Origin of the sequence: Salmonella sp. SAL00672 (assembly GCF_046552175.1) — a bacterium.
Taxonomy (GTDB): domain Bacteria; phylum Pseudomonadota; class Gammaproteobacteria; order Enterobacterales; family Enterobacteriaceae; genus Salmonella; species Salmonella enterica.
Map to the genome: position 1 here is coordinate 131770 of NZ_JBGDUQ010000010.1, position 23038 is coordinate 154807.

At 50.5% G+C, this 23038-nt stretch carries 26 protein-coding genes and 1 tRNA gene; 12 read left to right on the forward strand and 15 right to left on the reverse strand.

Annotated elements, in window-relative coordinates; translation table 11 throughout:
• The first annotated feature begins 3 nt into the window (after positions 1–3).
• From pqiB to rmf, 3 genes are all read left to right on the forward strand, one after another.
• Positions 4–1644: an intermembrane transport protein PqiB gene (gene pqiB / locus ACLJTG_RS19780; protein ID WP_000433414.1), complete on the forward strand. Its 1641-nt coding sequence runs from the start codon at positions 4–6 to the stop codon at positions 1642–1644.
• Positions 1641–2204 (forward strand): membrane integrity-associated transporter subunit PqiC, encoded by a 564-nt coding sequence (pqiC, locus tag ACLJTG_RS19785; RefSeq protein WP_000759136.1) that lies wholly within the window; start codon positions 1641–1643, stop codon positions 2202–2204. Before pqiB ends, pqiC begins: the two co-directional genes overlap by 4 nt.
• Before the next feature lie 255 nt (positions 2205–2459).
• A complete protein-coding gene (rmf, locus tag ACLJTG_RS19790; protein ID WP_001537784.1) occupies positions 2460–2627 on the forward strand; it encodes a ribosome modulation factor in 168 nt (55 codons plus the stop codon).
• Between the two features lie 99 nt (positions 2628–2726).
• Here the strand turns inward: rmf and fabA are convergent, their stop codons facing one another.
• Together fabA and ACLJTG_RS19800 are read right to left on the reverse strand one after the other, a co-directional pair.
• Positions 2727–3245, reverse strand: coding sequence for a bifunctional 3-hydroxydecanoyl-ACP dehydratase/trans-2-decenoyl-ACP isomerase (fabA, locus tag ACLJTG_RS19795; RefSeq protein WP_000227928.1), 519 nt, complete (start codon positions 3243–3245; stop codon positions 2727–2729).
• Between the two features lie 68 nt (positions 3246–3313).
• Positions 3314–5074, reverse strand: a complete 1761-nt coding sequence (locus ACLJTG_RS19800) for a Lon protease family protein (protein ID WP_000156448.1) — start codon at positions 5072–5074, stop codon at positions 3314–3316.
• 185 nt (positions 5075–5259) lie between these two features.
• On the opposite strand from ACLJTG_RS19800, the gene matP reads away from it, so the two are divergent.
• Positions 5260–5712 (forward strand): macrodomain Ter protein MatP, encoded by a 453-nt coding sequence (matP, locus tag ACLJTG_RS19805; protein ID WP_000877172.1) that lies wholly within the window; start codon positions 5260–5262, stop codon positions 5710–5712.
• Positions 5713–5783: 71 nt separating this feature from the next.
• Here matP and ompA read toward each other — a convergent pair whose 3' ends face one another.
• Entirely contained in the window at positions 5784–6836 is a 1053-nt protein-coding gene (gene ompA, locus ACLJTG_RS19810) for a porin OmpA (protein WP_001670727.1), read from the reverse strand.
• Between the two features lie 356 nt (positions 6837–7192).
• Entirely contained in the window at positions 7193–7702 is a 510-nt protein-coding gene (gene sulA, locus ACLJTG_RS19815) for an SOS-induced cell division inhibitor SulA (RefSeq protein WP_000288732.1), read from the reverse strand.
• A gap of 216 nt (positions 7703–7918) precedes the next feature.
• On the opposite strand from sulA, the gene ACLJTG_RS19820 reads away from it, so the two are divergent.
• Positions 7919–8524, forward strand: a complete 606-nt coding sequence (locus ACLJTG_RS19820; RefSeq protein ID WP_001202375.1) for a TfoX/Sxy family DNA transformation protein — start codon at positions 7919–7921, stop codon at positions 8522–8524.
• Here ACLJTG_RS19820 and yccS read toward each other — a convergent pair.
• A complete protein-coding gene (gene yccS / locus ACLJTG_RS19825) occupies positions 8511–10664 on the reverse strand; it encodes a YccS family putative transporter (RefSeq protein ID WP_198898297.1) in 2154 nt (717 codons plus the stop codon). The two genes, ACLJTG_RS19820 and yccS, sit on opposite strands and share 14 nt — an antisense overlap.
• 18 nt (positions 10665–10682) lie before the next feature.
• Complete coding sequence (locus tag ACLJTG_RS19830) at positions 10683–11129, reverse strand: YccF domain-containing protein (RefSeq protein WP_080154471.1); 447 nt, start codon at positions 11127–11129, stop codon at positions 10683–10685.
• Positions 11130–11252: 123 nt separating this feature from the next.
• Here ACLJTG_RS19830 and helD point away from each other — a divergent pair, with 123 nt between their 5' ends.
• Positions 11253–13307, forward strand: a complete 2055-nt coding sequence (gene helD, locus ACLJTG_RS19835; RefSeq protein WP_198898298.1) for a DNA helicase IV — start codon at positions 11253–11255, stop codon at positions 13305–13307.
• 35 nt (positions 13308–13342) lie between these two features.
• On the opposite strand, the gene mgsA is transcribed toward helD, so the two are convergent.
• Both mgsA and ACLJTG_RS19845 read right to left on the reverse strand, forming a co-directional pair.
• Entirely contained in the window at positions 13343–13801 is a 459-nt protein-coding gene (gene mgsA / locus ACLJTG_RS19840; RefSeq protein WP_000424187.1) for a methylglyoxal synthase, read from the reverse strand.
• A 118-nt stretch (positions 13802–13919) separates the two neighbouring features.
• A complete protein-coding gene (locus ACLJTG_RS19845) occupies positions 13920–14558 on the reverse strand; it encodes a DUF2057 family protein (RefSeq protein WP_410959051.1) in 639 nt (212 codons plus the stop codon).
• 173 nt (positions 14559–14731) lie between these two features.
• Between ACLJTG_RS19845 and ACLJTG_RS19850 the strand changes: the two genes are divergently transcribed.
• Positions 14732–15145: a CoA-binding protein gene (locus tag ACLJTG_RS19850; RefSeq protein WP_001537782.1), complete on the forward strand. Its 414-nt coding sequence runs from the start codon at positions 14732–14734 to the stop codon at positions 15143–15145.
• A gap of 44 nt (positions 15146–15189) precedes the next feature.
• Here ACLJTG_RS19850 and hspQ read toward each other — a convergent pair whose 3' ends face one another.
• A complete protein-coding gene (gene hspQ, locus ACLJTG_RS19855) occupies positions 15190–15507 on the reverse strand; it encodes a heat shock protein HspQ (protein WP_000561983.1) in 318 nt (105 codons plus the stop codon).
• A gap of 57 nt (positions 15508–15564) precedes the next feature.
• The gene (rlmI, locus tag ACLJTG_RS19860; RefSeq protein ID WP_000140480.1) at positions 15565–16776 is read right to left on the reverse strand and encodes a 23S rRNA (cytosine(1962)-C(5))-methyltransferase RlmI; all 1212 of its coding nucleotides are present in this window, start codon (positions 16774–16776) and stop codon (positions 15565–15567) included.
• A gap of 214 nt (positions 16777–16990) precedes the next feature.
• Here rlmI and ACLJTG_RS19865 point away from each other — a divergent pair, with 214 nt between their 5' ends.
• From ACLJTG_RS19865 to yccX, 3 genes are read left to right on the forward strand one after another with little or no spacing between them, the layout of a single operon-like run.
• Positions 16991–17539 (forward strand): YbhB/YbcL family Raf kinase inhibitor-like protein, encoded by a 549-nt coding sequence (locus ACLJTG_RS19865; protein WP_000859416.1) that lies wholly within the window; start codon positions 16991–16993, stop codon positions 17537–17539.
• 25 nt (positions 17540–17564) lie between these two features.
• The gene (locus ACLJTG_RS19870) at positions 17565–18344 is read left to right on the forward strand and encodes a helix-turn-helix transcriptional regulator (protein WP_000548082.1); all 780 of its coding nucleotides are present in this window, start codon (positions 17565–17567) and stop codon (positions 18342–18344) included.
• A 48-nt stretch (positions 18345–18392) separates the two neighbouring features.
• Positions 18393–18674: an acylphosphatase gene (yccX, locus tag ACLJTG_RS19875; RefSeq protein WP_000072884.1), complete on the forward strand. Its 282-nt coding sequence runs from the start codon at positions 18393–18395 to the stop codon at positions 18672–18674.
• Here the strand turns inward: yccX and tusE are convergent.
• Positions 18671–19000, reverse strand: coding sequence for a sulfurtransferase TusE (tusE, locus tag ACLJTG_RS19880; RefSeq protein ID WP_410959052.1), 330 nt, complete (start codon positions 18998–19000; stop codon positions 18671–18673). The two genes, yccX and tusE, sit on opposite strands and share 4 nt — an antisense overlap.
• A gap of 86 nt (positions 19001–19086) precedes the next feature.
• Entirely contained in the window at positions 19087–19746 is a 660-nt protein-coding gene (gene yccA, locus ACLJTG_RS19885) for an FtsH protease modulator YccA (protein ID WP_079951474.1), read from the reverse strand.
• A gap of 393 nt (positions 19747–20139) precedes the next feature.
• On the opposite strand from yccA, the gene ACLJTG_RS19890 reads away from it, so the two are divergent.
• Positions 20140–20227, forward strand: a tRNA-Ser gene (locus tag ACLJTG_RS19890).
• Positions 20228–20363: 136 nt separating this feature from the next.
• Here ACLJTG_RS19890 and pipA read toward each other — a convergent pair.
• Positions 20364–21044 (reverse strand): type III secretion system effector protease PipA, encoded by a 681-nt coding sequence (gene pipA / locus ACLJTG_RS19895; protein ID WP_023196027.1) that lies wholly within the window; start codon positions 21042–21044, stop codon positions 20364–20366.
• 221 nt (positions 21045–21265) lie between these two features.
• Positions 21266–22141, reverse strand: a complete 876-nt coding sequence (pipB, locus tag ACLJTG_RS19900; protein ID WP_001123044.1) for an SPI-2 type III secretion system effector PipB — start codon at positions 22139–22141, stop codon at positions 21266–21268.
• Between the two features lie 214 nt (positions 22142–22355).
• Here pipB and ACLJTG_RS19905 point away from each other — a divergent pair, with 214 nt between their 5' ends.
• A complete protein-coding gene (locus ACLJTG_RS19905) occupies positions 22356–22679 on the forward strand; it encodes a hypothetical protein (protein WP_077905920.1) in 324 nt (107 codons plus the stop codon).
• 9 nt (positions 22680–22688) lie between these two features.
• Here the strand turns inward: ACLJTG_RS19905 and sigE are convergent, their stop codons facing one another.
• Positions 22689–23030: a type III secretion system chaperone SigE gene (gene sigE, locus ACLJTG_RS19910; RefSeq protein WP_000444724.1), complete on the reverse strand. Its 342-nt coding sequence runs from the start codon at positions 23028–23030 to the stop codon at positions 22689–22691.
• Between the last annotated feature and the right edge of the window lie 8 nt (positions 23031–23038).

Consider the following 23038-nt stretch of genomic DNA (forward strand, 5'->3'; position numbering starts at 1 on the left):
AGCATGGAACCTAAAAAAGGGGAAGCCAAAGTACAAAAGGTGAAAAATTGGTCGCCTGTCTGGATATTCCCGATTGTTACTGCGCTTATCGGAGCCTGGATTCTGTTTTATCACTACAGCCACCAGGGACCGGAAGTTACCTTAATCACCACCAATGCGGAAGGCATTGAAGGCGGAAAAACGACGATCAAAAGTCGCAGCGTGGATGTCGGCGTGGTTGAAAGCGCGACGCTGACTGACGATCTGACCCATGTACAAATCAAAGCGCGGCTTCATTCCGGTATGGAAAAGTTGCTGCATAAAGACTCGGTATTTTGGGTCGTAAAACCGCAGGTGGGGCGTGAAGGCATCAGCGGGCTTGGGACGCTGCTATCAGGCGCGTATATTGAACTACAACCAGGAAGTAAGGGCAGCCAGCCGGAAAGCTATCAGCTTCTTGACTCACCGCCGTTGGCGCCGCCCGATGCCAAAGGTATTCGTGTGATTCTGGACAGCAAAAAGGCCGGTCAGCTCAGTCCTGGCGATCCCGTTCTGTTCCGGGGTTATCGGGTAGGATCCGTTGAAACCAGCTCTTTCGATCCGCAAAAACGGACAATGAGTTATCAGTTGTTCATTAAGGCGCCAAACGATCGATTGGTCACCAGTAATGTCCGATTCTGGAAAGATAGCGGTATCGCTGTGGATCTGACATCGGCGGGAATGCGCGTGGAAATGGGATCGTTGACGACGTTGTTTGGCGGCGGCGTGAGTTTTGATGTGCCGGAAGGACTTGAGCAGGGGCAACCCGTCGCCGAAAAAACGGCGTTTAACCTCTACGACGATCAAAAAAGTATTCAGGATTCGCTGTATACCGATCATATCGATTACCTGATGTTCTTTAAAGATTCGGTGCGCGGATTACAACCCGGCGCGCCGCTGGAGTTCCGCGGTATTCGTCTGGGGACGGTAAGCAAAGTGCCTTTCTTTGCGTCTAAAATGCGCCAGGTATTTAACGACGATTACCGTATTCCTGTGCTGGTGCGCATTGAACCGGAGCGTCTGAAAGCGCAATTGGGAGAAAATGCGGATGTTGGCGCGCATTTGACGGAACTGCTTAAGCGCGGTTTACGCGCTTCGCTTAAAACCGGTAACCTGGTGACCGGGGCGCTGTATGTCGATCTGGACTTTTATCCTAAGGAGCCGCCGATTACCGGGCTACGCGAATTTGATGGTTATGAAATTATTCCCACCGTCAGCAGCGGTCTGGCGCAAATTCAACAGCGACTGGTGGAAACGTTGGATAAGATCAACAACCTGCCGTTGAATCCGATGATTGAACAAGCGACCAATACGCTGTCTGAAAGCCAGCGTACTATGCGTCGGCTGCAAACCACGCTGGATAATATGAACAAGATTACCTCCAGTCAGTCGATGCAGCAGCTTCCGGCGGATATGCAAACGACGTTACGCGAACTTAACCGCAGTATGCAGGGCTTCCAGCCTGGATCGGCGGCGTATAACAAAATGGTGGCGGATATGCAGCGTCTCGATCAGGTGCTTCGTGAGTTACAACCGGTGTTGAAAACTCTGAACGAGAAGAGCAACGCGCTGGTATTTGAAGCGAAGGATAAAAAAGATCCTGAGCCTAAGAGGGCGAAACAATGAAAAAATGGCTAGTCGTGATAATGGCGTTCTGGCTGGCGTCATGTAGTTCCGGCGGAGAAAATAAAAGCTATTATCAGCTCCCGATAGCGCAAAGCGGTGTGCAAAGCACCGCAAGCCAGGGCAACCGTCTCTTATGGGTAGAGCAGGTTTCCGTACCTGACTATCTGGCAGGTAACGGCGTGGTGTATCAAACCAGTGATGTTCAGTATGTGATTGCCAATAACAATCTGTGGGCCAGCCCGTTGGATCAGCAATTACGTAACACGCTGGTGGCGAATCTTAGCGCCCGGCTTCCTGGCTGGGTCGTCGCTTCCCAGCCGTTGGGAACCACCCAGGATACGTTAAACGTTACCGTAACCGGATTCCATGGACGCTACGATGGTAAGGTTATCGTCAGCGGGGAGTGGTTATTAAACCACAATGGACAACTGATTAAGCGGCCTTTCCATATCGAAGCCAGCCAGCAGAAAGATGGCTATGATGAGATGGTCAAAGTACTGGCAAGCGCCTGGAGTCAGGAAGCAGCCGCTATCGCAGATGAGATAAAGCGCCTTCCCTGAGATAAAAGTAATGTAAATTTAACCGCTTCAGGTCGTGCGCCTGAGGCGGTTTTTTTATTTTTGACGCCGGAAAAATAGTTGTTATGGCTCACATTTTTTGTACAAATGATTTACCGTATAGCTCACAAATATGACATTGGTGTGAATTTTGCGCATTGACGGGCGATCCATTTAGAGGTATTCGTGTAGTGTGATTGCACATTTTGTAATCACTGTTTTCTTTTCCACCAGATACAAATATGAGGGAAACGAGGCATGAAGAGACAAAAACGAGATCGCCTGGAACGGGCACATCAACGTGGATATCAGGCCGGCATCGCCGGACGATCAAAAGAAATGTGTCCCTATCAGACGCTGAATCAACGGTCATACTGGTTGGGAGGTTGGCGACAAGCCATGGAGGACAGGGCGGTAATGGCCTGATTCTGTCTCTTTAGAAAAAGAAACCTCCGCAGTGCGGAGGTTTCGCCTTTATGGGCTTTGCAAGCATGATACCGATAGCGCGGAATATCAATTCAACACTTAGAACGCGGAAGTATCCTGGAACAAACCGACTTTCAAATCGTGTGCGGTATAGATCAGACGACCATCCACCAGAACCTCACCGTCCGCCAGGCCCATGATCAGGCGACGGTTTACGATACGTTTGAAATGAATGCGATAGGTGACTTTCCTGGCTGTCGGCAGAACCTGGCCGGTAAATTTCACTTCGCCCACGCCCAGAGCGCGGCCTTTGCCTTCGCCGCCCAACCAGCCCAGGTAGAATCCCACCAATTGCCACATAGCATCCAGACCCAGACAACCGGGCATCACCGGATCGCCGATAAAGTGGCATCCGAAGAACCATAGATCCGGATTGATATCCAGCTCGGCTTCGACATAGCCTTTGTCGAAATTGCCGCCCGTTTCGGTCATCTTAACGACGCGGTCCATCATCAGCATGTTCGGCGCAGGGAGTTGCGGCCCTTTAGCGCCAAACAGTTCACCACGACCAGAGGCAAGAAGGTCTTCTTTTGTATAGGATTCGCGTTTATCTACCATGTTTTATGTAAACCTTATTTTATTGAAGCACGCAGGATAGCTAACACGTGTACGCTGAACAAGTCCGATCAGTTCGGAATAAAAGCGTTCAGCCAACGTAATGGCCACGGGAAACGATGACGGCCTTCCTGTTGCGTCGCCTGCGCGATACGCTCCTGGATAGTCTGCATCAACGTCGTTTGACCTTCGCCATCCCACACCAGATTTAACAGTAGCGGTAAGGCGTCGGTCACGTCGTCTACCGCCCAGATAGTGAACTTCTCTTCTTTAACCGCTTGCAGCAGTTCAGATTTAAGACTGAGATGGCGGACATTGGCGGCAGGGATAATCACGCCCTGTTTACCGTTTAATTCCCGCTGCTCGCAGATGGCGAAGAAACCTTCAATTTTTTCGTTTAGCCCGCCCACCGGTTGTGCGCGACCAAACTGATCGACCGAGCCGGTAATCGCAATATTTTGATTCACTGGCACATTGGCCAGCGCGCTGATGAGCGCACATAATTCCGCCATTGAGGCACTATCACCATCCACTTCGCTGTAGGACTGCTCAAAGGTTAACGAGGCAGAGAAGGGAATTTGTTGCTCCAGCTGCAACTCCGACATCAGGAAGGCCTGCATAATCATCATTCCCTTAGCGTGGATATTCCCGCCAAGTTCGGCCTTGCGCTCAATATCGTTAAATTCGCCATCGCCGATATGCACAACACAGCTAATTCGCGACGGTTCGCCAAAGGCGCGAGGATGCCCGGGAAACTCAATGACGGAAAGCGCATTGATTTGTCCAACGCGTTCGCCTTCGGTTTCAATCAGGATCTGCTCTTGCAGAATCTCATCCTGCATCCGCTCCGCCAGAAAGCCTTCTCGCCATTCGCGTCGGGCAAGCATCAGACTGAGCGCTTCTGCGCCGCAGGTATCGCCTTCGCATAAAGGCGACGCCTCCTTAAACTGGCGGGCTATCCACAGTGGGCAAAGAGGCAACGTATCCTGTTCGCCGGTATAGCGCACAGCCTCGCGTATCAGGACGGGCCAGGCGTCCGGTGCCGGAGGGGGCAAATTATCGCGTAAAGCGATACGCGTCACCCATTGACACCACAGGGTCATAGCTTCTGCGTCCGCTATCTGTAAATTGTCTTCAAATTCACTGTAGATAGCCTGTTCCGCGAGCTCCGGTTCCATCTCCTGAAAATCAGCCAGTGATTCACGTTCGCCAACCAGAATCACCTTCAGTTTGAGCGGCATGGATGGCACGGAGACCGGTAATGGACGCGACTCGTCAAAGGCCACCCAGTCAAAACGCTCGCGGCTAACGATGGCTTTCAGACGCATCCACAGTAACGGCTGCGCCAGAAGGGTTCGTAAGGAAATAATCAGCACGCCGCCGTTCGCCTGATGAACCAGTCCCGGCTGCAGGATAATGTCGCCGTTATACTGCCGCAGGCAACCAAAGAGCTGTTCGGCTTCGACCCAGTCCGCGCTGACGACTTGTGTGACGGTGGCAAAGTTGTCTTGCGCATTCTGCGCGGCGCGGTAATGAACAGTATGCCCGGAAACGTCATAATGTCCGCCGGTTAATTGTCCGGCATCGGTTTGCAGAGCGCGGACGGCATCTGAAAGTAAAGTGAGATACTCTTGCTCTTCAGGCGCTTTAGTCAGCATAAAAGAGGATGATGCCCACGGCTGTATAAGTTGCTCAAGCGCAAATTGCAGTCGTGGCTGAGTATCACTGAGTAAGGTGTCGTTTTCGTCAGTCGCGTGTGGCTGTGCAAATATCTCCTGATAGCTTTCGCTATCAGGAACCAGATCACGCCATGCAAGTTTCGTAATGGTCAAAGTTGAGGTTTTTTAGTCTGTTGTAAAAGGGGGGATTATAGCCTAACCCGTCACGCTGCACACGCGGAAAGCGAATGCAAAGTAATATGAAGACGTGTAACCATTCACAGGTTCGAGATTCTTTTCTTCAGATGGCTAAAAAACTGATATTCTGATAACAGTTACACGGTAACATTGGGATCACAATGAAATATCAACAACTTGAAAATCTTGAAAGCGGTTGGAAATGGAAATATCTGGTGAAAAAGCACCGCGAAGGGGAGCTGATCACCCGCTACGTGGAAGCCAGTGCTGCCCAGGAAGCCGTCAATTTGTTGTTGGCCCTCGAAAATGAACCGGTGCGGGTAAATGTCTGGATAGACAGGCATATGAATCCTGCCTTGCTTAATCGGATGAAACAAACCATTCGGGCAAGACGCAAACGACACTTCAATGCGGAACATCAGCATACGCGCAAAAAATCTATCGATTTAGAGTTTATGGTCTGGCAGCGTCTGGCGGGCCTTGCGCAGCGACGCGGTAAAACATTATCCGAAACGATAGTGCAACTGATAGAAGACGCGGAGCATAAAGAGAAATATGCCACGCAAATGACCACGTTAAAGCAGGATTTACAGGCGTTATTAGGCAAGAAGTAACGCTGAAAGGCGTTGTCACCCAGACCAGAGCAAAAAACCCCGCGACGCGGGGTTTTTTATCAGACGGAAACTTAAGCCTGCGGCTGAGTTACCACGTCTTTAACGCCTTTAACTTCGATCTCTACGCGACGATCCGGAGCCAGGCAATCGATCAGGGCAGCGCGAGGTTTCACGTTGTCACAGGTGTTGCCGGTAACCGGGTTAGATTCGCCCATACCACGTGCGGAGATTTTGTCAGACGGAATACCTTTGGAGATCAGGTAATCAACAACAGACTGAGCACGTTTCTCGGACAGACCCTGGTTGTAAGCGTCAGAACCGATACGGTCAGTGAAGCCCAGAACGACAACGGAACCGTCTTTCGGATCCAGGTTGCTCAGCTGGCTGTACAGCTGATCCAGAGCCTGCTGGCCTTCCGGCTTCAGGGTAGATTTGTTGAAGTTGAACAGTACGTCAGACTTCAGAGTGAAGTGCTTGGTCTGTACTTCCGGAGCCGGTGCCGGTGCCGGAGCTACTACCGGAGCAGCTTCTTGCTGGCCGAAACGGTAGGAAACACCTACGCTCAGCAGGCCGTTGTCCGGACGGGTGCCGATGGTGTTGGCATCACCGATGTTGTTAGTCCACTGGTATTCCAGACGGGTTGCGATTTCAGGGGTGATAGCATACTCGATACCGCCCGCGAATACCGGGGAAACGCCGGTGTCGTGGTCTTTAGTAGACGGGCCGCCAGGGACGTTAGACTTGGTGTCTGCACGCCATACCATACCACCCAGACGGGTATAAACGTCCAGATCGTCAGTGATTGGATAACCCAGTTTAGCGGTCAACTGAACGCCCTGAGCTTTATAAGCGCCATTGATGTTGTCGCCTTTGTACGGCATACGGCCTAACCAGTCGTAGCCCATTTCAAAGCCAACGTACGGGTTAACCTGGTAACCACCAAAAGCACCTGCGCCCAGTTGGTTTTCATGAGTTGGGCCATCATTGTTAATGAAGCCGGTGTCATGGTACTGAGACCAGCCCAGTTTAGCACCAGCGTACCAGGTGTTATCTTTCGGAGCGGCCTGCGCTACGGTAGCGAAACCAGCCAGTGCCACTGCAATCGCGATAGCTGTCTTTTTCATTTTTTGCGCCTCGTTATCATCCAAAATACGCCATGAATATCTCCAACGAGATAACACGGTTAAATCCTTCACCGGGGGATCTGCTCAATAGTTACTCTACCGATATCTACGGCTTATGCTGAGCACCCCTGGCGATGTAAAGTCTACAACGTAGTTGGAAACTTACAAGTGTGAACTCCGTCAGACATGTGAAAAAAACATGACGGATATACACATCATTTAACAGTTTCAGATGATAAATCGTACAGCAAAAATTGCGGAAACCGCTTCTGGCAAGCGTTCTCGCAAAAAAAACGTTAGCACTCAAAGGAGATACGTTCGCGTAAAAAAAAGTCCAGGATAAATCCTAATTTTACTTAATGATACAAATTAGAGTGAATTTTTAGCCCGGAATGCTGTCTCCTGGGTAAAGCGTGCGCACGTACAGGGCGCATGATAAACCCTACCGCATTACCTACCTTCGCTGCTTCAACCAGGCTGGCATGTTCTTCTTCTGTCAGTTCTTCAGTCATCCAACCAATTACCACGCTGTAATTTCCTGTACGCAAAGCGCGGATCATCGACTCCAGCGTATGACGAGGCGCAAGCTGGCTAATTTGCATCACTTTCGTTAATGGCAAACCTGAAGACTGTACCCATTCACGGCTGAGCTTTTGCTGCGGCGTGAGCCAGAGCTGCCAGCGTGATTGTTGGCCTAACTGACGGAGTAAAGGCAAAAGCAGGAGTTGCGCCATCATGGGCTGGTCTTCGTGGTAGACAACTTCACTGACCAGTCCTGCCGCGGCATTTTCCGTAGCGGTGCGCGCAGCGTTGTGGGTAGTGGTAGGAAATGACGAAGAACGATTTGCATAACCTGAAGTGTACATAATCAATCCAGCCCTGTGAGTTACTGTATATTCATACAGTACCCCTGTGGCGATGAAAGATCAACTCTATTTTCGGAAACTGTCTCGCAATTTTTATTCTTAGTGGCGTCAAAAATAAAAATCATCTTGCTCGCGGAGTATAAGTTGCCTATTTTCGTCATTAACGGATCCGTTACTGCAAATCATTCTTTTACTTTATGATTTAAAAGGAATTTTATGAGAGCACTCTCTTATGACAGGATCTATAAATCGCAAGAATATTTGGCCTCTTTGGGGACGATCCAGTATCGATCTTTATTCGGTAGCTATAGTCTGACCGTGGAGGATACCGTCTTTGCGATGGTGGCTAATGGCGAGCTTTATCTCCGCGCCTGTGAAGAAAGCGTACCCTACTGTGTGAAGCATCCTCCCGCCTGGCTCATGTTTATGAAGTGTGGACGTCCCGTTATGCTCAACTATTACCGGGTGGATGAAAGCCTGTGGCGCGATCAGCAGCAGCTGGTGCGTTTATCGAAGTATTCTCTTGACGCGGCAATGAAGGAAAAACACAGCCGTATTTTACAGCACAGACTCAAAGATCTCCCCAATATGACCTTCCATCTGGAAACATTGCTCAATGAGTCAGGGATAAAGGACGAAAATATGTTACGCATACTGGGCGCGAAAATGTGCTGGCTAAGGTTGCGACAAAGCAATCCCTTGCTGACGGTGAAAGTTTTGTATGCCCTGGAAGGCGCAATTGTCGGCGTACATGAAGCGGCGCTCCCGGCGAGTCGTCGCCAGGAGCTTGCCGACTGGGCTCATTCGCTTACGGCTGGGTAATTAATGTAGAAGTCGGCGGTGAAATTTGCCGTTGCAAGCGTCCAATCTCGGGCAGTAAGGCAATGAGCAAACCAATTTGTTGAACAACCAGAGGTTCTTTGCTGTCCGGACGTGTTTCCAGTGACTGAACTCGCTGCTTTAAACCCTCCAGCGCCTGGTGTACGCGCTGTTCGTCTTCAGGTTGATGATGAAGCGCATCATCAACGTAGCAGACCGCGTCATCCAGAAGCCCCAACACGTCCGGATTACTGAGCTTTTCGCGGTGCGCGCCGAGGGCGGAGATATAGCTGGTAAAAGTGTGATTGAGGCAAAGCAGCCTGAACGCCGCCTCCCGGGTTTCAGCCGTGACGTCGGGTTCGCTCGACATATTAGAAACCACGGATGCCAGTTCTGCATCGCGGTTGTGCGCGTCGCGTCTGGCAATGCGATAGGCCAGGCGGTTATCCCGTCCCTGGTGATATTGCTCAAGGATCGCATCAAGGTAGCGGCAATTAGCATCGGTGGCGCGCTGGAGTACCCGGGGAAGGTTGCGAAAGCGCCAGTCCGGCCAAATAAAGCTGACCGCAGCCCAGGCGATAGCGCAGCCAATTAACGTGTCGACGACGCGCGGTAACGCTACCTCAAAGCCTTCGCCCAGGAGGTTAAAGCAGAGTAATACCAGCAGGGTGATGAACATCGTCGCATGGGCATACTGCACATTACGGAATGCGAAGAAAAGCACGCCGGTAATCACCAGCAGAACTAACTGTCCTTCAAGCGAAGGGACAAACCATAAAATCGGCAGGCCGATCGCAACGCCTACCAACGTACCGATAATCCTGAGCGCAAGGCGATGGCGGGTCGCGTTATAGTTAGGCTGGCAAACAAACAGGCTGGTGAGCAATATCCAGTACCCGTGGCGCATCCCGGTAATTTGGATGAGAGCATAACCGATGCACAATACCAGCGACATGCGTACCGCATGGCGAAAGAGAGCGGACTCCGGGGTAAAATTACGGCTCAGATGCAGCCAGATGTCGCTAAACCCGTGCAGGCTATCGTCAGCCAACTGGTTTTCTGACTCATTGCGCGGCATTGCCTGGGCCTGCTCCGACTCGATCGTCGCCAGTTGCGCATCAATAGCGCGTAGGTTGGTTAATAAGAATCCAAGCGTATTCAGCAGTTCCAAGGAAGCGCCGCTGGCGCGCATACGCTCAAGCGCGGCGTCAATGTGGGTAAAGACGCGTTCAAAGCGCGGATCATGCTGGTACGGCGTACGCAGTAAGATACAGCGCGCCAACTGCGTACAGGCCTGCGCCTGCATCGACATCAGACGCTGAAAGCGGAACATAACGTCGCTATGGCGAAAATAATCGCGCAGCGTCTGGTATTGAATATGCGAAGAACTGGCGCGTTCATGAATATCCTGCGCCACAAAATAGTAATGGAGGGTGCGGCGCGTACCGCGTTGACCGCGATCGCCGCGCAGGCGACTCAATAACGACACTTTCGTTTGGTTCAGCGTCGCCATTAACTGCCCGTTCGCTAACGCTAAATCATAGAGCGGCGCCTGGCTTTCATCTTCAATATCAGGATCAAACAGACGTGATTTCAGTTCCAGATAGTGCGCCAACTGTTCGTAACTGCGTGCCAGATTATCCTGCAACGGACGGATCGGAAATAGCAGATGCCCGGTTAGCGTCAGTAGGTTATACCATACTGCGCCTGCCAGCAGGAGCAGTGGTTGCTGATACCAGTGATCGTATAGAGAGGTACCCAGCATCGTATAGATGGCAATGAGTAACGCGCCGAACGCGATGGTGGCATAGCGTTGCCCTAATCCTCCCAACAGAATAAACCCGCTGGTGGATAACGTTAAGCCCAACGCAAATAGCCACGGCCAGGGAAAGAGCAGCTCAACAGAAGCCGACGCGATAAAAAAGCAAATTAAGGTAATGATTAAATTACGCAAGCGTCCGGCAAGGCGGTCGTCAAGATCGGTTAGCGCCGCGGCAACCATACCGAGCGTGAGCGGGATGGTCAGTTTGACGTCGCCCAGCCACCAGGGCAGGGCGGTGGTGCCGCACAGAGCGATAAAAATGCGGATGTAATACAGCCAGGTACTGTTCCAGGTATAACGGCGAATCAACGGACTTAACATAAAGGCTATTTGTCCCGATCATTCAAAACGGCGGCGCGCGTTAGCTTCTCGCGCGGCGCGAGCGGTTTCTACAGAGACGACGCGGCGACCGACAGGCCAAAGCGCAATCGCGGCAATTTTAAAGTTCGCAATACCGACAGGTATCCCGATGATAGTGACACACTGCGCGATACCGGAGGCAATGTGCATCAGGCATAGCCACCAGCCGAAAAAAAGTAACCAGAAAATATTCAGCAAGGTACCGCCAGTATTCATTAATACGCTTTTCGCCACCGGATTAAGTTCGTCAACGTGAATGGCTTCATTACCGTAAGGGAACAGGGACAGTTTGGTTATCTCCCAGCAGGAGCGGGTCAACGGCAGGGTAAAAATAAGCACAATACTGACCAGCGTCGCCAGCAGCCAGGCCAGCGTAGTGGCAAAGCCGCCCAGTACAAAGTTTAAAATATTCAGAACGGTACGCATAAACCCTCAGTTCATTCCGGTTTTCTATCACTGCGGGCAATTGTAACGTTTTTTTAGACTGGAGCACGTTTTCTCTGGCGGTTACACTGATAAGCACATCTTTACGTCTGGATTCGCTGAGTCATGGAACTGAAAGCAACTTCTCTTGGAAAACGTCTGGCGCAACACCCGTATGATCGTGCCGTGATCCTCAACGCTGGGGTGAAAGTGTCTGGCGACAGGCATGAATATCTTATTCCATTCAATCAGTTATTGGCGATTCACTGTAAGCGTGGGCTGGTATGGGGCGAGCTGGAGTTTGTCCTCCCGGAGGATAAAGTCGTGCGTTTGCACGGTACCGAGTGGTCGGAAACCCAGCAATTCCATCGCTATCTGGACGCGCACTGGCGTCGCTGGAGCCAGGAGATGAGTGATGTCGCCGCGCAGGCATTACAAGAGCAATGGGCGCGTATTAGTGAGCGAACGGGCGAAAACCAATGGCTTACCCGTGAACGCGTTCGGGGGCTGGAACACGAAATTCGCCAGACGTTTGCCGCTTTGCCGCTGCCGGTCTCACGTCTGGAGGAGTTTGCTCACTGTCGCGAGATATGGCGTAAGTGTCTGGCCTGGTTACAGGATAGCGAGGGAAGTCGGCAGCAGCATAATCAGGCGTATGCTGATGCCATGCTGGAAGCGCATGCCGACTTTTTTACGCAGATAGAATCTTCTCCGCTTAATCCTTCCCAGGCCAGGGCGGTGGTTAACGGCGAATCATCGTTACTGGTACTGGCGGGCGCGGGAAGCGGTAAGACCTCGGTGCTGGTGGCGCGCGCGGGTTGGCTGTTGGCGCGCGGACAAGCAGATGCGGGGCAAATTCTTTTACTGGCGTTTGGTCGCAAGGCGGCAGAGGAGATGGATGAGCGTATCCGCGAGCGCTTACATACGGAAGAGATTACTGCCCGTACGTTCCATTCGCTGGCGCTGTATATTATTCAGCAAGGCAGTAAAAAAGCGCCGGTTGTCAGTAAGCTGGAAAGTGACGCCACCGCGCGGCATCAGCTATTTCTGCACACCTGGCGTCAGCAGTGTAGCGAGAAAAAAGCGCAGGCCAAAGGCTGGCGTCAGTGGCTGGAAGAGGAGATGCAGTGGGTAGTGCCGGAAGGTAATTTCTGGGACGATGAGACATTACAGCGGCGTCTGGCCCCTCGCCTGGATCGTTGGGTCAGTTTGATGCGTATGCACGGCGGCGCGCAGGCAGAAATGATCGCTGGCGCGCCAGAGGAGTGCCGCGAGCTGTTTGGCAAACGCATTAAGCTGATGGCGCCGCTGCTAAAGGCCTGGAAAAGCGCGTTGAAAGCGGAAAATGCCGTTGATTTCTCCGGGCTGATCCATCAGGCAATGGTGATCCTCGAAAAAGGGCGTTTTATTAGCCCGTGGAAGCATATTCTGGTCGATGAATTTCAGGATATTTCCCCGCAACGGGCGGCGCTGTTAGAGGCGCTACGCAAGCAGAATAGCCAGACTACGCTGTTTGCCGTTGGCGATGACTGGCAGGCGATTTACCGTTTTAGCGGGGCGCAGCTCTCCTTAACGACGGCGTTTCATCAGACGTTCGGCGAGGGCGAGCATTGCCACCTGGACACCACGTACCGTTTTAACAGTCGGATTGGCGATATTGCCAATCGCTTTATACAGCAGAATCCGCACCAGCTTAAAAAACCGTTAAATAGTCTGACCCCAGGCGATAAAAAAGCGGTGACGTTATTGGATGAAAGCCAGTTGGACGCGTTACTGGATAAATTATCCGGCTATGCGAAGGAGGATGAACGTATCCTGGTGCTGGCGCGCTATCACCATCTGAAACCCGCGAGTCTACAAAAAGCGGCGACTCGCTGGCCGAAGTTACAGATAGACTTCATGACTATCCATGCCAGCAAAGGCCAACAGGCCGATTACGTGATTCTTGTCGGATTGCAGGAGGGTAACGACGGTTTCCCCGCCCCGGCGCGAGAATCCATTATGGAAAGTGCGCTTCTTCCTCAGGTTGAGGATTTTCCGGACGCTGAAGAGCGGCGTTTGTTATATGTGGCGTTGACGCGCGCGCGTGCGCGGGTCTGGCTGCTTTTCAATAAAGATAATCCCTCGCGCTTTGTGGAGGCGCTTAAACAGCTGGATGTGCCGGTGGCGAGGAAGCCCTAAAGCGCGGGCGGTACAGCATCCCGCCCGCGTAGCGGTTATTTCAGGCGCTCGGCCAGATAACGCGCATAATCCGGAATAAGAATATCTACAGCGTCATTAAAATGCGGGGACTGGATGATAAAGTCCGCCGTTGAGACGTTAGTGGCGACAGGGATATTCCATACGGTGGCCAGACGCAGTAGCGCTTTGACATCGGGGTCGTGCGGTACCGCGTTAAGCGGGTCCCAGAAGAAAATCAACACGTCGATTTTCCCTTCTGAAATGAGTGCGCCAACCTGCTGGTCGCCGCCCATCGGGCCGCTCAGCATCGCATTAACGTCCATACCGGTTGCGCGCTGGATCAGATTCCCCGTGGTGCCGGTTGCATAAAGAACGTGTTTTTCCAGCAACGGCTGATGGCGTTCCACCCAGTTCATTAACATCTGTTTGCAGTGGTCGTGAGCAACCAACGCGATATGTTTGCGCGTCGGCAAGGTGCGAGTCGTCAGTTCCATAATTCGATTCCGTAGTTAACCTGTCTACAGATTACTGGAAGCGCTTGATGCTGCAAGAGAAAGACAAAAAAATTGCGCGCTGGGACAACTCATATCAAGAGGGCGGCTGTTTTTCCGCCTATTGCAGAAAATGATGGCGTGTCTGCGGGTCGGCCAGTCGGAACCAATATTTCAGCCGCTGTTCTGTCAGAGTTTGTGATTGCGGCGGTACGGTATCAAGCTCTGAGACGTCGGAAAGTAATGTGCTGTCGTCTGCCATCATCGTGGCGAACTGAGGAAGCGAGGCGCGTTTCGCCGATTTATTATAACGCTCGGTCTCTATTTCATAATCGACCACTTTAGCCGTAGAAGTAATGGCCAGAATATCGAGTTTTACCGGAATGGGCATGGCGTCGCCGTCCAAAAGTGCCAGACGCGGCGCCGCGTTAAAATGCGAGGCTTCGCGCTCGTTTTCCAGCCGCGGGAGCTGAAAATTGACCTGACTTATCAGCTGGGTATCGAAGCTTATCACCAGCGGCGGAGAAATATAAAGCCGCTCTTCATTACCGGGCAGGCGGATGGTTTTTTCCACCCGGAAAACGAGTTGATGCGGCCCGTTTTCTAGTTCGATGCTCTCTGCGCCGCGTAATAAAGAGCTGGACACCTTTTTGCCGTCCAGCACCAGCAGATCAACCTCATTCGACAAACGGAGCGTTGTAGCAAAAACAGTCACCGGCAAACAGAGAGCAAGGAAGGTGGTTAGCGCGCCGGTTTTCATAAGGTTCTCCTGTCCAAAGGCCGTCTGGCTAATAATGTATCGAAATTTTTCTTAGATCATGTTTACTAACATATAGACATATTTTGGCGTTTTGCTCTCATACATCGGTATGGGATGAATGGTTGCTATGTCAGGTTTGTCGTACACTTTGCAAAACAGCCAGGAGAAAGATGATGAAAGAGACCGATATTGCTGATGTTTTGACGTCCACTCGCACTATCGCGCTGGTAGGTGCGAGCGATAAACCCGATCGTCCAAGTTATCGGGTAATGAAATACCTGCTTGAACAGGGCTACCATGTGATTCCGGTTGCGCCAAAAGTCGCGGGTAAGACATTGCTGGGGCAACAGGGGTATGCCACGCTGGCGGACATTCCCGAAAAAGTCGATATGGTGGATGTTTTTCGCAACTCTGAAGCTGCATGGGGCGTCGCGCAGGAAGCTATCGCCATCGGCGCAAAAACGCTATGGCTACAGCTTGGCGTGATCAATGAACAGGCGGCGGTACTGGCGCGGGATGCAGGCATGACCGTGGTGATGGATCGCTGCCCGGCGATTGAGATCCCTCGCCTGGGGCTGGCGAAATAAAAGTTTAAATGGCCGGATATCGCTTTCCGGCCTATTAAATACAATCAGTTACGTAGTCGCGGCGCCTGAAGCTGCTTGCGAATGGTACGCGCCAGTTCATCCATCGATGGCTGTTCTGGATGCTCGTCCCGCATTTCGCTTCGCAACTGGGCCTCGGCCAGATAAGTATGCACTGGCTGACCATCATCATCTTCCATTACCACGTGGTACCACGGAGCGGCGCGAAGTTCGTCGTTAACCGCCAGTTCATCAGGCGACGGCTCATCAAGCGAATATTCCGGGTCGATATCGACGACCACTCCGAGGTAACCTAACAGGGAATGGCGGACCTGTTGGCCGATACCGAATTTGCTGGCTATCATAGTCACCTCCCGGGAAATAGATACCCTTTATATGAGGATACTATTCCACTTTTCAAGTTACATGACGCGACAGGCAAACCCTTTCAGATACAGCCCTTCCGGGTAGGTGGCGATCACCGGGTGATCGGCGGCCTGACGGAACTGCTCTATAAATTGTACATCACGACCGGCATCTATTGCGGCATCGGCAATGATTTTCTGAAATAAATCGCTGGTCATCAGTCCGGAGCAAGAGAATGTCAGCAGTATGCCGCCCGGATTGAGCAGTTGAATCGCTAACATGTTAATGTCTTTATAGCCCCGACAGGCACCCATTAACTGGCTTTTATTTTCGACGAATTTGGGCGGGTCCATGATGATGACGTCGAATTTTTCGCCGTGTTCACGGTAAGCGCGCAGCAACTTAAACACGTCATCGCGCACGAATTCGGCTTTGCTCAAGTCCAGTTGGTTCAGTTCAACGTTTTGCCTGGCGATATCCAGCGCATCCTGTGAGGTATCCACGCTGACAACCTGGCGACAACCGCCCATTAACGCCGACACGGCAAAACCGCCGGTATAAGAGAAGCAGTTCAGTACCCGCTGATTTTCCACGTAGCGGCGCGTCGCCAGACGACTGTCGCGCTGATCAAGATAATAACCGGTTTTGTGGCCGCCCTGGATATCGACCAGCAATTTCATACCGTGTTCTTCAATTGGCAAAAGCGCAGGCGGCAGTTCGCCAGTGACCGGACCTTGCGTCAGCGCCATCCCTTCTTTTTTCCGCACGGCGACGTCGCTGCGATCGTAAATAGCGCAATCCGGATAGCATGTTTGCAGCGCGCTAATTAATGCGGCGCGTTGATATTCGGCCCCGGCGCTGAGCAGTTGCAGCACCAAAAAATGACCAAAACGATCGATAGTGACGCCAGGCAGGCCATCGGACTCACCGGCGATCAGACGATAGCTATCCAGGCCGTCTTTTTTCGCCAGCCAGTCGCGCCACTGCTGCGCCTGGCGCAGGCGGCGGGTGAAAAACGCAATATCAATGGATTCTGCTTTATCAAATGTCCAGACGCGCGCGCGGATCTGGGAGGCTGGCGACCAGGCGCCGCGTGCTAACCACTTTCCCTGATGGTCGACGATATCGATAGTTTCACCGAGGTTGGCTTTGCCTTCCAGACGGGATACGGCGCCGGAAAAGACCCATGGGTGGCGGCGGAGTAAAGATTTTTCTCGCCCTTTGCTGAGGACTAAACGGGGATATTGCGGAAATGTAGATTCAGTCATGCGGAGTAACCTCTCACAAACAGTGACGCGGGCCGGATGATAGTTCCAGCCTGGGACCGTGAAAACGAAATGGCGCGTAGGGTAGCACAGATGAGAGGGGCAATCACCAGCGTATGGTGGTGAGCGTTTCTGCACAAAATAGAATCGTAAAGGCACAGTTTCTTCAGCGGACGCTTTTTATAGTGTTATTTCTTTACATGAAGAAGGAAATACAATGAAAACAGTCTTCTCTTTGACCGCAGCCGCAATGATGGCATTGAGTGGCGGCGTATCTGCCGCGTCGGCGTTTAGCCTCAGTAGCGCGGATATTCCGGCGGATTTTCGTTTAACGCAACAGCACGTCTTTAAAGGATTTGGTTGTAGCGGAGAAAATATTTCGCCGCAGCTGAGCTGGCGCAATCCGCCTGCCGGAACCAAAAGCTACGCTATTACCGTCTTCGATCCTGATGCGCCCACCGGAAGCGGCTGGTGGCACTGGACGATGGTGAATATTCCTGCGCAGATTCACGACCTGCCCACGGGGGCTGATAAAAAAACGTTACCCGCCGGAGTGGTGCAGGGACGTAATGATTTCGGTTATGCTGGCTTTGGCGGCGCCTGTCCGCCGCCGGGCGATAAGCCTCATCGCTATCAGTTTACTGTGTGGGCGCTGAATACGGCAACACTGCCGCTCGACAGTGAGTCAAGTGGCGCGTTGGTAGGGTTTATGCTTAACGCGCATGTGATTGCGAAAGCAAAATTCACGGCCACATACGGAAGATAAAACAGAGGACGGCACGGTGCAGGAGATGCATATTCGACATCAGGATCTTACGACGGCAGAGGTGCGTTCCAGTCATCTGCACCGTTTGCATCGTGTTACGCTTTTTTCCGCCGCTATCTGCCATATTACGCAGGGCAGTAAAGTCATCATTCAGGATGATAGCCGCCTTGTCGCCGGGCCGGGCGAGTTGATTATTATTCCGGCGAACACGCCGCTGGAGATTATTAATCAGCCTGCGCAGAACGGTTTTCGCTCCGACCTGTTGTTACTTTCACCGGAGATTATTGCTCGCTTTAAAACGATGTACGTTCAGGATTATCCACCGGCAAACCTGACATCGCTGTGTACGCCGATGAGCCGTAGCCTGACATTTATGTGGGAGAACGTGTTGGATGCTGTGCGCCAGGGGTTGCCCGTTGGGCTACAGGAACATCAGGCGATGGGGTTACTGTTAGCGCTTTTACATGATGGCGCGGCGGGACCGCTGCTTATTGAACGGCGTTACACCCTCACGGAGCAGGTGCGGCAACTGATTATGCTCTCGCCTGCTAAGCTATGGACAGCCCAGGAGATAGCCCGCCGTCTTGCTATGGGAACATCGACGCTGCGTCGGCGTTTGCAGCGCGAATCGCAGAGTTATCGACAAATTGTTGAAGAGGTGCGCATGTCCTGCGCGCTTTCTCAACTGCAATCGACGACGCTGCCGATCGGCGAAATAGCGCTACGGTGCGGCTACCTGTCGGGGTCGCGGTTTACGGCCAGATTCCGCCAACATTATGGGTGTCTGCCCAGTCAGGTACGTTAAGTATGTCCTGTATGAGCCTCCACCACTGATTATGAAAGGAGAACCATCATGTCGAACGTCTGCATTATCGCCTGGGTTTATGGTCGCGTTCAGGGAGTCGGGTTTCGCTATACCACGCAGCATGAGGCGCAGCGGCTGGGGTTAACCGGCTATGCGAAGAATATGGATGACGGAAGCGTAGAAGTAGTGGCCTGTGGCGACGCGGCGCAGGTGGAAAAACTCATCAAGTGGCTGAAAGAGGGCGGGCCGCGTTCTGCTCGTGTGGACAAAATCCTCACTGAACCGCACAGCCCTCGCGAGACGCTAACAGGCTTTAGTATTCGGTATTAAATACATTTTACCGGCTTGGGCAGACCGGCGATTTTGGTCGCTTGCTTTGCCGGGCCTTTCGGGAACAGACGATATAGATAGCGGCTGTTGCCTTTTTCTTCGCCGAACTTAATCGCCATCGCTTTTACCAGCATTCGGATGGCGGGAGAGGTATTAAACTCCAGGTAAAATTCGCGCACGAAGCGCACGACTTCCCAGTGTTCCGCAGAGAGCTCAATGCCTTCATTGGCGGCGATAGCGACTGCCAGCGTTTCACTCCACTGCGTCGTCTCTTTCAGATAGCCTTCGCTATCAGTACTGATTTCTTTACCTTCAAAGATCAACATAACGTTTCACTGCGTAATCAACACGGACGGCAGTGTAGCAAAAAATAAAGCCCTGCATAAGCAGGGCTGGAAGAGGGGAATGTCGATTAGTCGCGGCTGGCGAAGCCCAGAATGCTGAGCAGGCTGACAAAGATGTTGTACAGCGAAACGTACAGGCTGACGGTCGCACGAATATAGTTGGTTTCACCGCCGTGAATGATGTTACTGGTTTCATACAGGATAGCGCCCGAGGAAATCAGGATAAACACCGCGCTAATCGCCAGGTGCAATGCAGGTAGTTGCAGGAAAATATTCGCCACCATACCAATCAGCACGACGACGATCCCGGCCATTAACATACCGCCCAGGAAAGACATATCCTTACGGGTGGTCAGAACGTAAGCGGAGCAGCAGAAAAATACTAACGCGGTACCACCCAGCGCCAGACCAATGACATCGCCCATGCCTGCTGACAGATAGACGTTAAGAATCGGGCCCAGGATATAGCCGAGGAAGCCGGTAAACGCAAAAGCAGACAGGATACCGACCGGCTTATTGGCGGTTTTATAGGTCAGGAACATCAGCCCATACATACCGACCAGCGTCAGAATCAGGCCGGGGGAGGGCAGCATCAGTACCGTACTGGCTGTCGCGGTAATTGCGGAGAAAGCCAGCGTCAGGCTCAACAGAAAATAGGTGTTGCGCAGTACTTTGTGCGTACTCAGTAGCGAGCTACGATCACGCGATGATGTAATGATACGATCCATTAGTCACTCTCTTATGACAGATGTAATTAATAAAGGAGAATAATAAAAACAGTCACTGTCACCCAGTGGTTTTACCCATCTTTACGCATTCGTTTACGTTTAGTTTCCTTAAGAGATTTCAGGTGATTACCGTCGTTAAAACGGTCTGCTCATGCCTGGCGCTACGCCATAAAACAGGCGGCAGCGCCAACCACGCGTTACCGATAAAAAATTGATAATCACAGCGGTGAAACAGTGGAGGCGATCAATACGTATTCAGCCAGTTTTGTGTTGAAGAAATGGTCAATGTGCTGCTATTTCAGGCAATTAACAAAGTTTTGCCTGTTTTTCACGCAAACGAACACATTCGGTCTTTACATGACGCACCGGGATGTTTATAGTGCGCCTCATTCCGGAAGTGTGGCCGAGCGGTTGAAGGCACCGGTCTTGAAAACCGGCGACCCGAAAGGGTTCCAGAGTTCGAATCTCTGCGCTTCCGCCAGATTAAACAAGGGGTTACCGAAAGGTAGCCCCTTTGTTTTTTGGGCGCTTAGAATATAGTTAGAAAATACTGCTAGAATATTTCCCGAAAAAAGGGACTACGTGGGTTTTTAGTTTCTTTTCGTTTCCTGATGTGTCTATTTATTGAAGATGTAGACCATTCTGGGAGGTGAAGGATGCCCCATCTCTTTCAGAATAATGTTGGTATATTCGACAACAGGGCCTCTTGGATGATTTTCTTCTTTATCCTGAAGATGGGTCAGTGCATGTACAACTTCATGAATAAATGAACGTTTTGTGTCAAAAAGTTGTCTTCCTTCGTTACTTTCATAATGTTCGGTATATGAATCATCAGAATCGTCCAGATTGAGACAAATAACTTTCCTGCCTTCTGAAAGTTTGAAGTGTTCCTGAGCCACGGTAGTTTCAAAGGCTTCGCCGGCCCCCAGTAGCCAGCGCTGCTCCACATCATGTAGTTCTTTTTCATATGCGTAATTCATCAGTCTGCGGAATGTTTCGCTTTGGGTGTACGCATTTTGAAGTACGGAGGATAGTTCATCGTAGCATTCGTCATAAATGTCGTCATCAATTTCTGTATCAGGGTCTATTCCACCCGCGCCTGAGATAAGGTACTCCACCACACACTCTGGCTCCAGACGGAATTCCCTGTTTATGGCAAGGCTGTCATGAGCAAGGCGTAGCCGTGAGGGGTTTGGTGCATGTTCGGGAATATCGGGGAAAACAGGTGTATCTGCGGTATTTAATCCATATGTGGATACTCCGCTTTGAGGTATTAATCTGTAGGTGACCGGAAGCATAACTTCTTATTTCCTGACTACAATTATGAATTATTTAAATTAAACAATAATAGTGTTTTTAGTTAATGTGCCACATACAGGTAACGCTATGATTCAGACAAAGCCAACAAGTAATACGCTGAAAATGTTATTTATAATGAAACTTAGGGGCGGGGTTTATTTAATAAAACAAGGGGACCTCTGTTTGAATACTTCTTGTTTATAAAATCCCTTTATCTCGACTAAAATATCGGATGGGGGAAAAGAGTTCTATCATTGTAATCCGGGAGTGGAGTAGGGGTATGTTGACTACCTGTCAGATCGGCTCCTGTTAATGATTTCGCTAAAGTTAGAGCTATCTTATCTAATTTCGCACCATTTAGTTTGGTGTCAGTTAAGTCTGAGCCGAATAGAATTGCAGCGGTTAAGTTTACACCGGACATGTTAGCGCAAGTCAGGTCTGCGTGAGTCAGGTTTGCTTTAGTCATGTTTGAACCCATTAGATTTACAGCGTGTAGATTTGCACAACACAAATTTGCACCGACTAAATTTACATTAGATAGATTTGTTTCACGGAAATCTGCATCAGAAGCATCTATGTCTGACAAATCTTCCCCCTGGAAATCTTTATGAGCCAGGTTTACTCCGCGCAGGTTCAGAAAACCATCCTCGGTTATAAGTGAATCAGGCTGTTGTATATTATGTTTACTCATCAGTTTTAACATTCGACATACATTCCAAAATCTCTCACTATCAACTTTATCCGTTACAGTTTTTCCATTTTTGTTCACTTCAATAATGACCATGGGATCCGTATTTTCGGATGCTGCTCCACATGACAGACATATAGTACACCCGTTGACATCCTCCAGAAATATTTTATTACCATCGAAGAAAGCATTTTTATTTACATATAATAATGATGTGGTCAGTTTTCCAATTACCTCCCGAAACCATCTTTCATTGCTTCTTCTTACTCCACCACAGGTAAAAAAATTGACAAACCATTCCAGTATACCGCGTGGTGAAGTTGCACTTTTCATTGCTTCTTTCGTACCGGTACCGGCCGCATGCAAATATCTTAATATATTTTCTGGGGACGCGTTAGTTATTGGCATTTTGATTCCTTCTTATGGAAGTGAGTCGACTCCTTATAGGTGTGAGTCAAGTCACATTTATACAAGGAATAATAAAAAAAGATATAAGGTGATTTTTGTATTTAGAGCTTTGGTTGAGTATGAGTAGGTGTCTGGCATCTGACAAGAGGCGATGATATCTGCCATAACGGTGAAGCAGAAGTAATATCACCCGTGAATAATAAGATTATCCTTGCTGTTAGTTTCCCTCATTTTCAGCATAACTCACGCTTCATTATCATTGAATAAACAATTAAGTTTGTTGAGCGAAAATTTACTTAAAGAAAAAATAATAAGCACTAATATTTTTTGCAGTATTTCAACTTATAGCAGAATAAATGTGCGTAGATGGCGTAAAAACCTGATGAGCAGGAATACTTACACACTAAAAATGCTCCCGCAAACAGAGCAAAATGAGAGAGATGAACGTTTGCCCCTTACATTTCCACCAAAGATTCTGGTCTTGTCTCTTGTAAAGGGCATACGTATCGCGTTTTATCTCATTAAGAAAGTATGTTGACGTATTAAATTATGCATAATGCTCTTTCAATTGCTTCACGTTTGAAATGAATAATTCAAAACCAGTGAGCGCCTCTTCTTCGGTACTGGTTTGCGGCAAGCGATAAAGCGCCACTAAAGCAGTATTGTCTGCGTCAGCGCCGATAGTGACGGCGCTGGTGTAGTTCAGACGTAAAAAATGCTGCAAAGTCAGGATGTCGTCAGGCAATGGCATAAAGGGACAGCACATTTCCAGTGTATGATCGGATTCATTAAAATAAACCTGTATCCCATCATCAATGATAAGCAGTGGCTCATCTTCTGGCGCATCCAGGCCTAACGCGTCATATAAACGATTTAATAGACTTTCCATATAGTTAC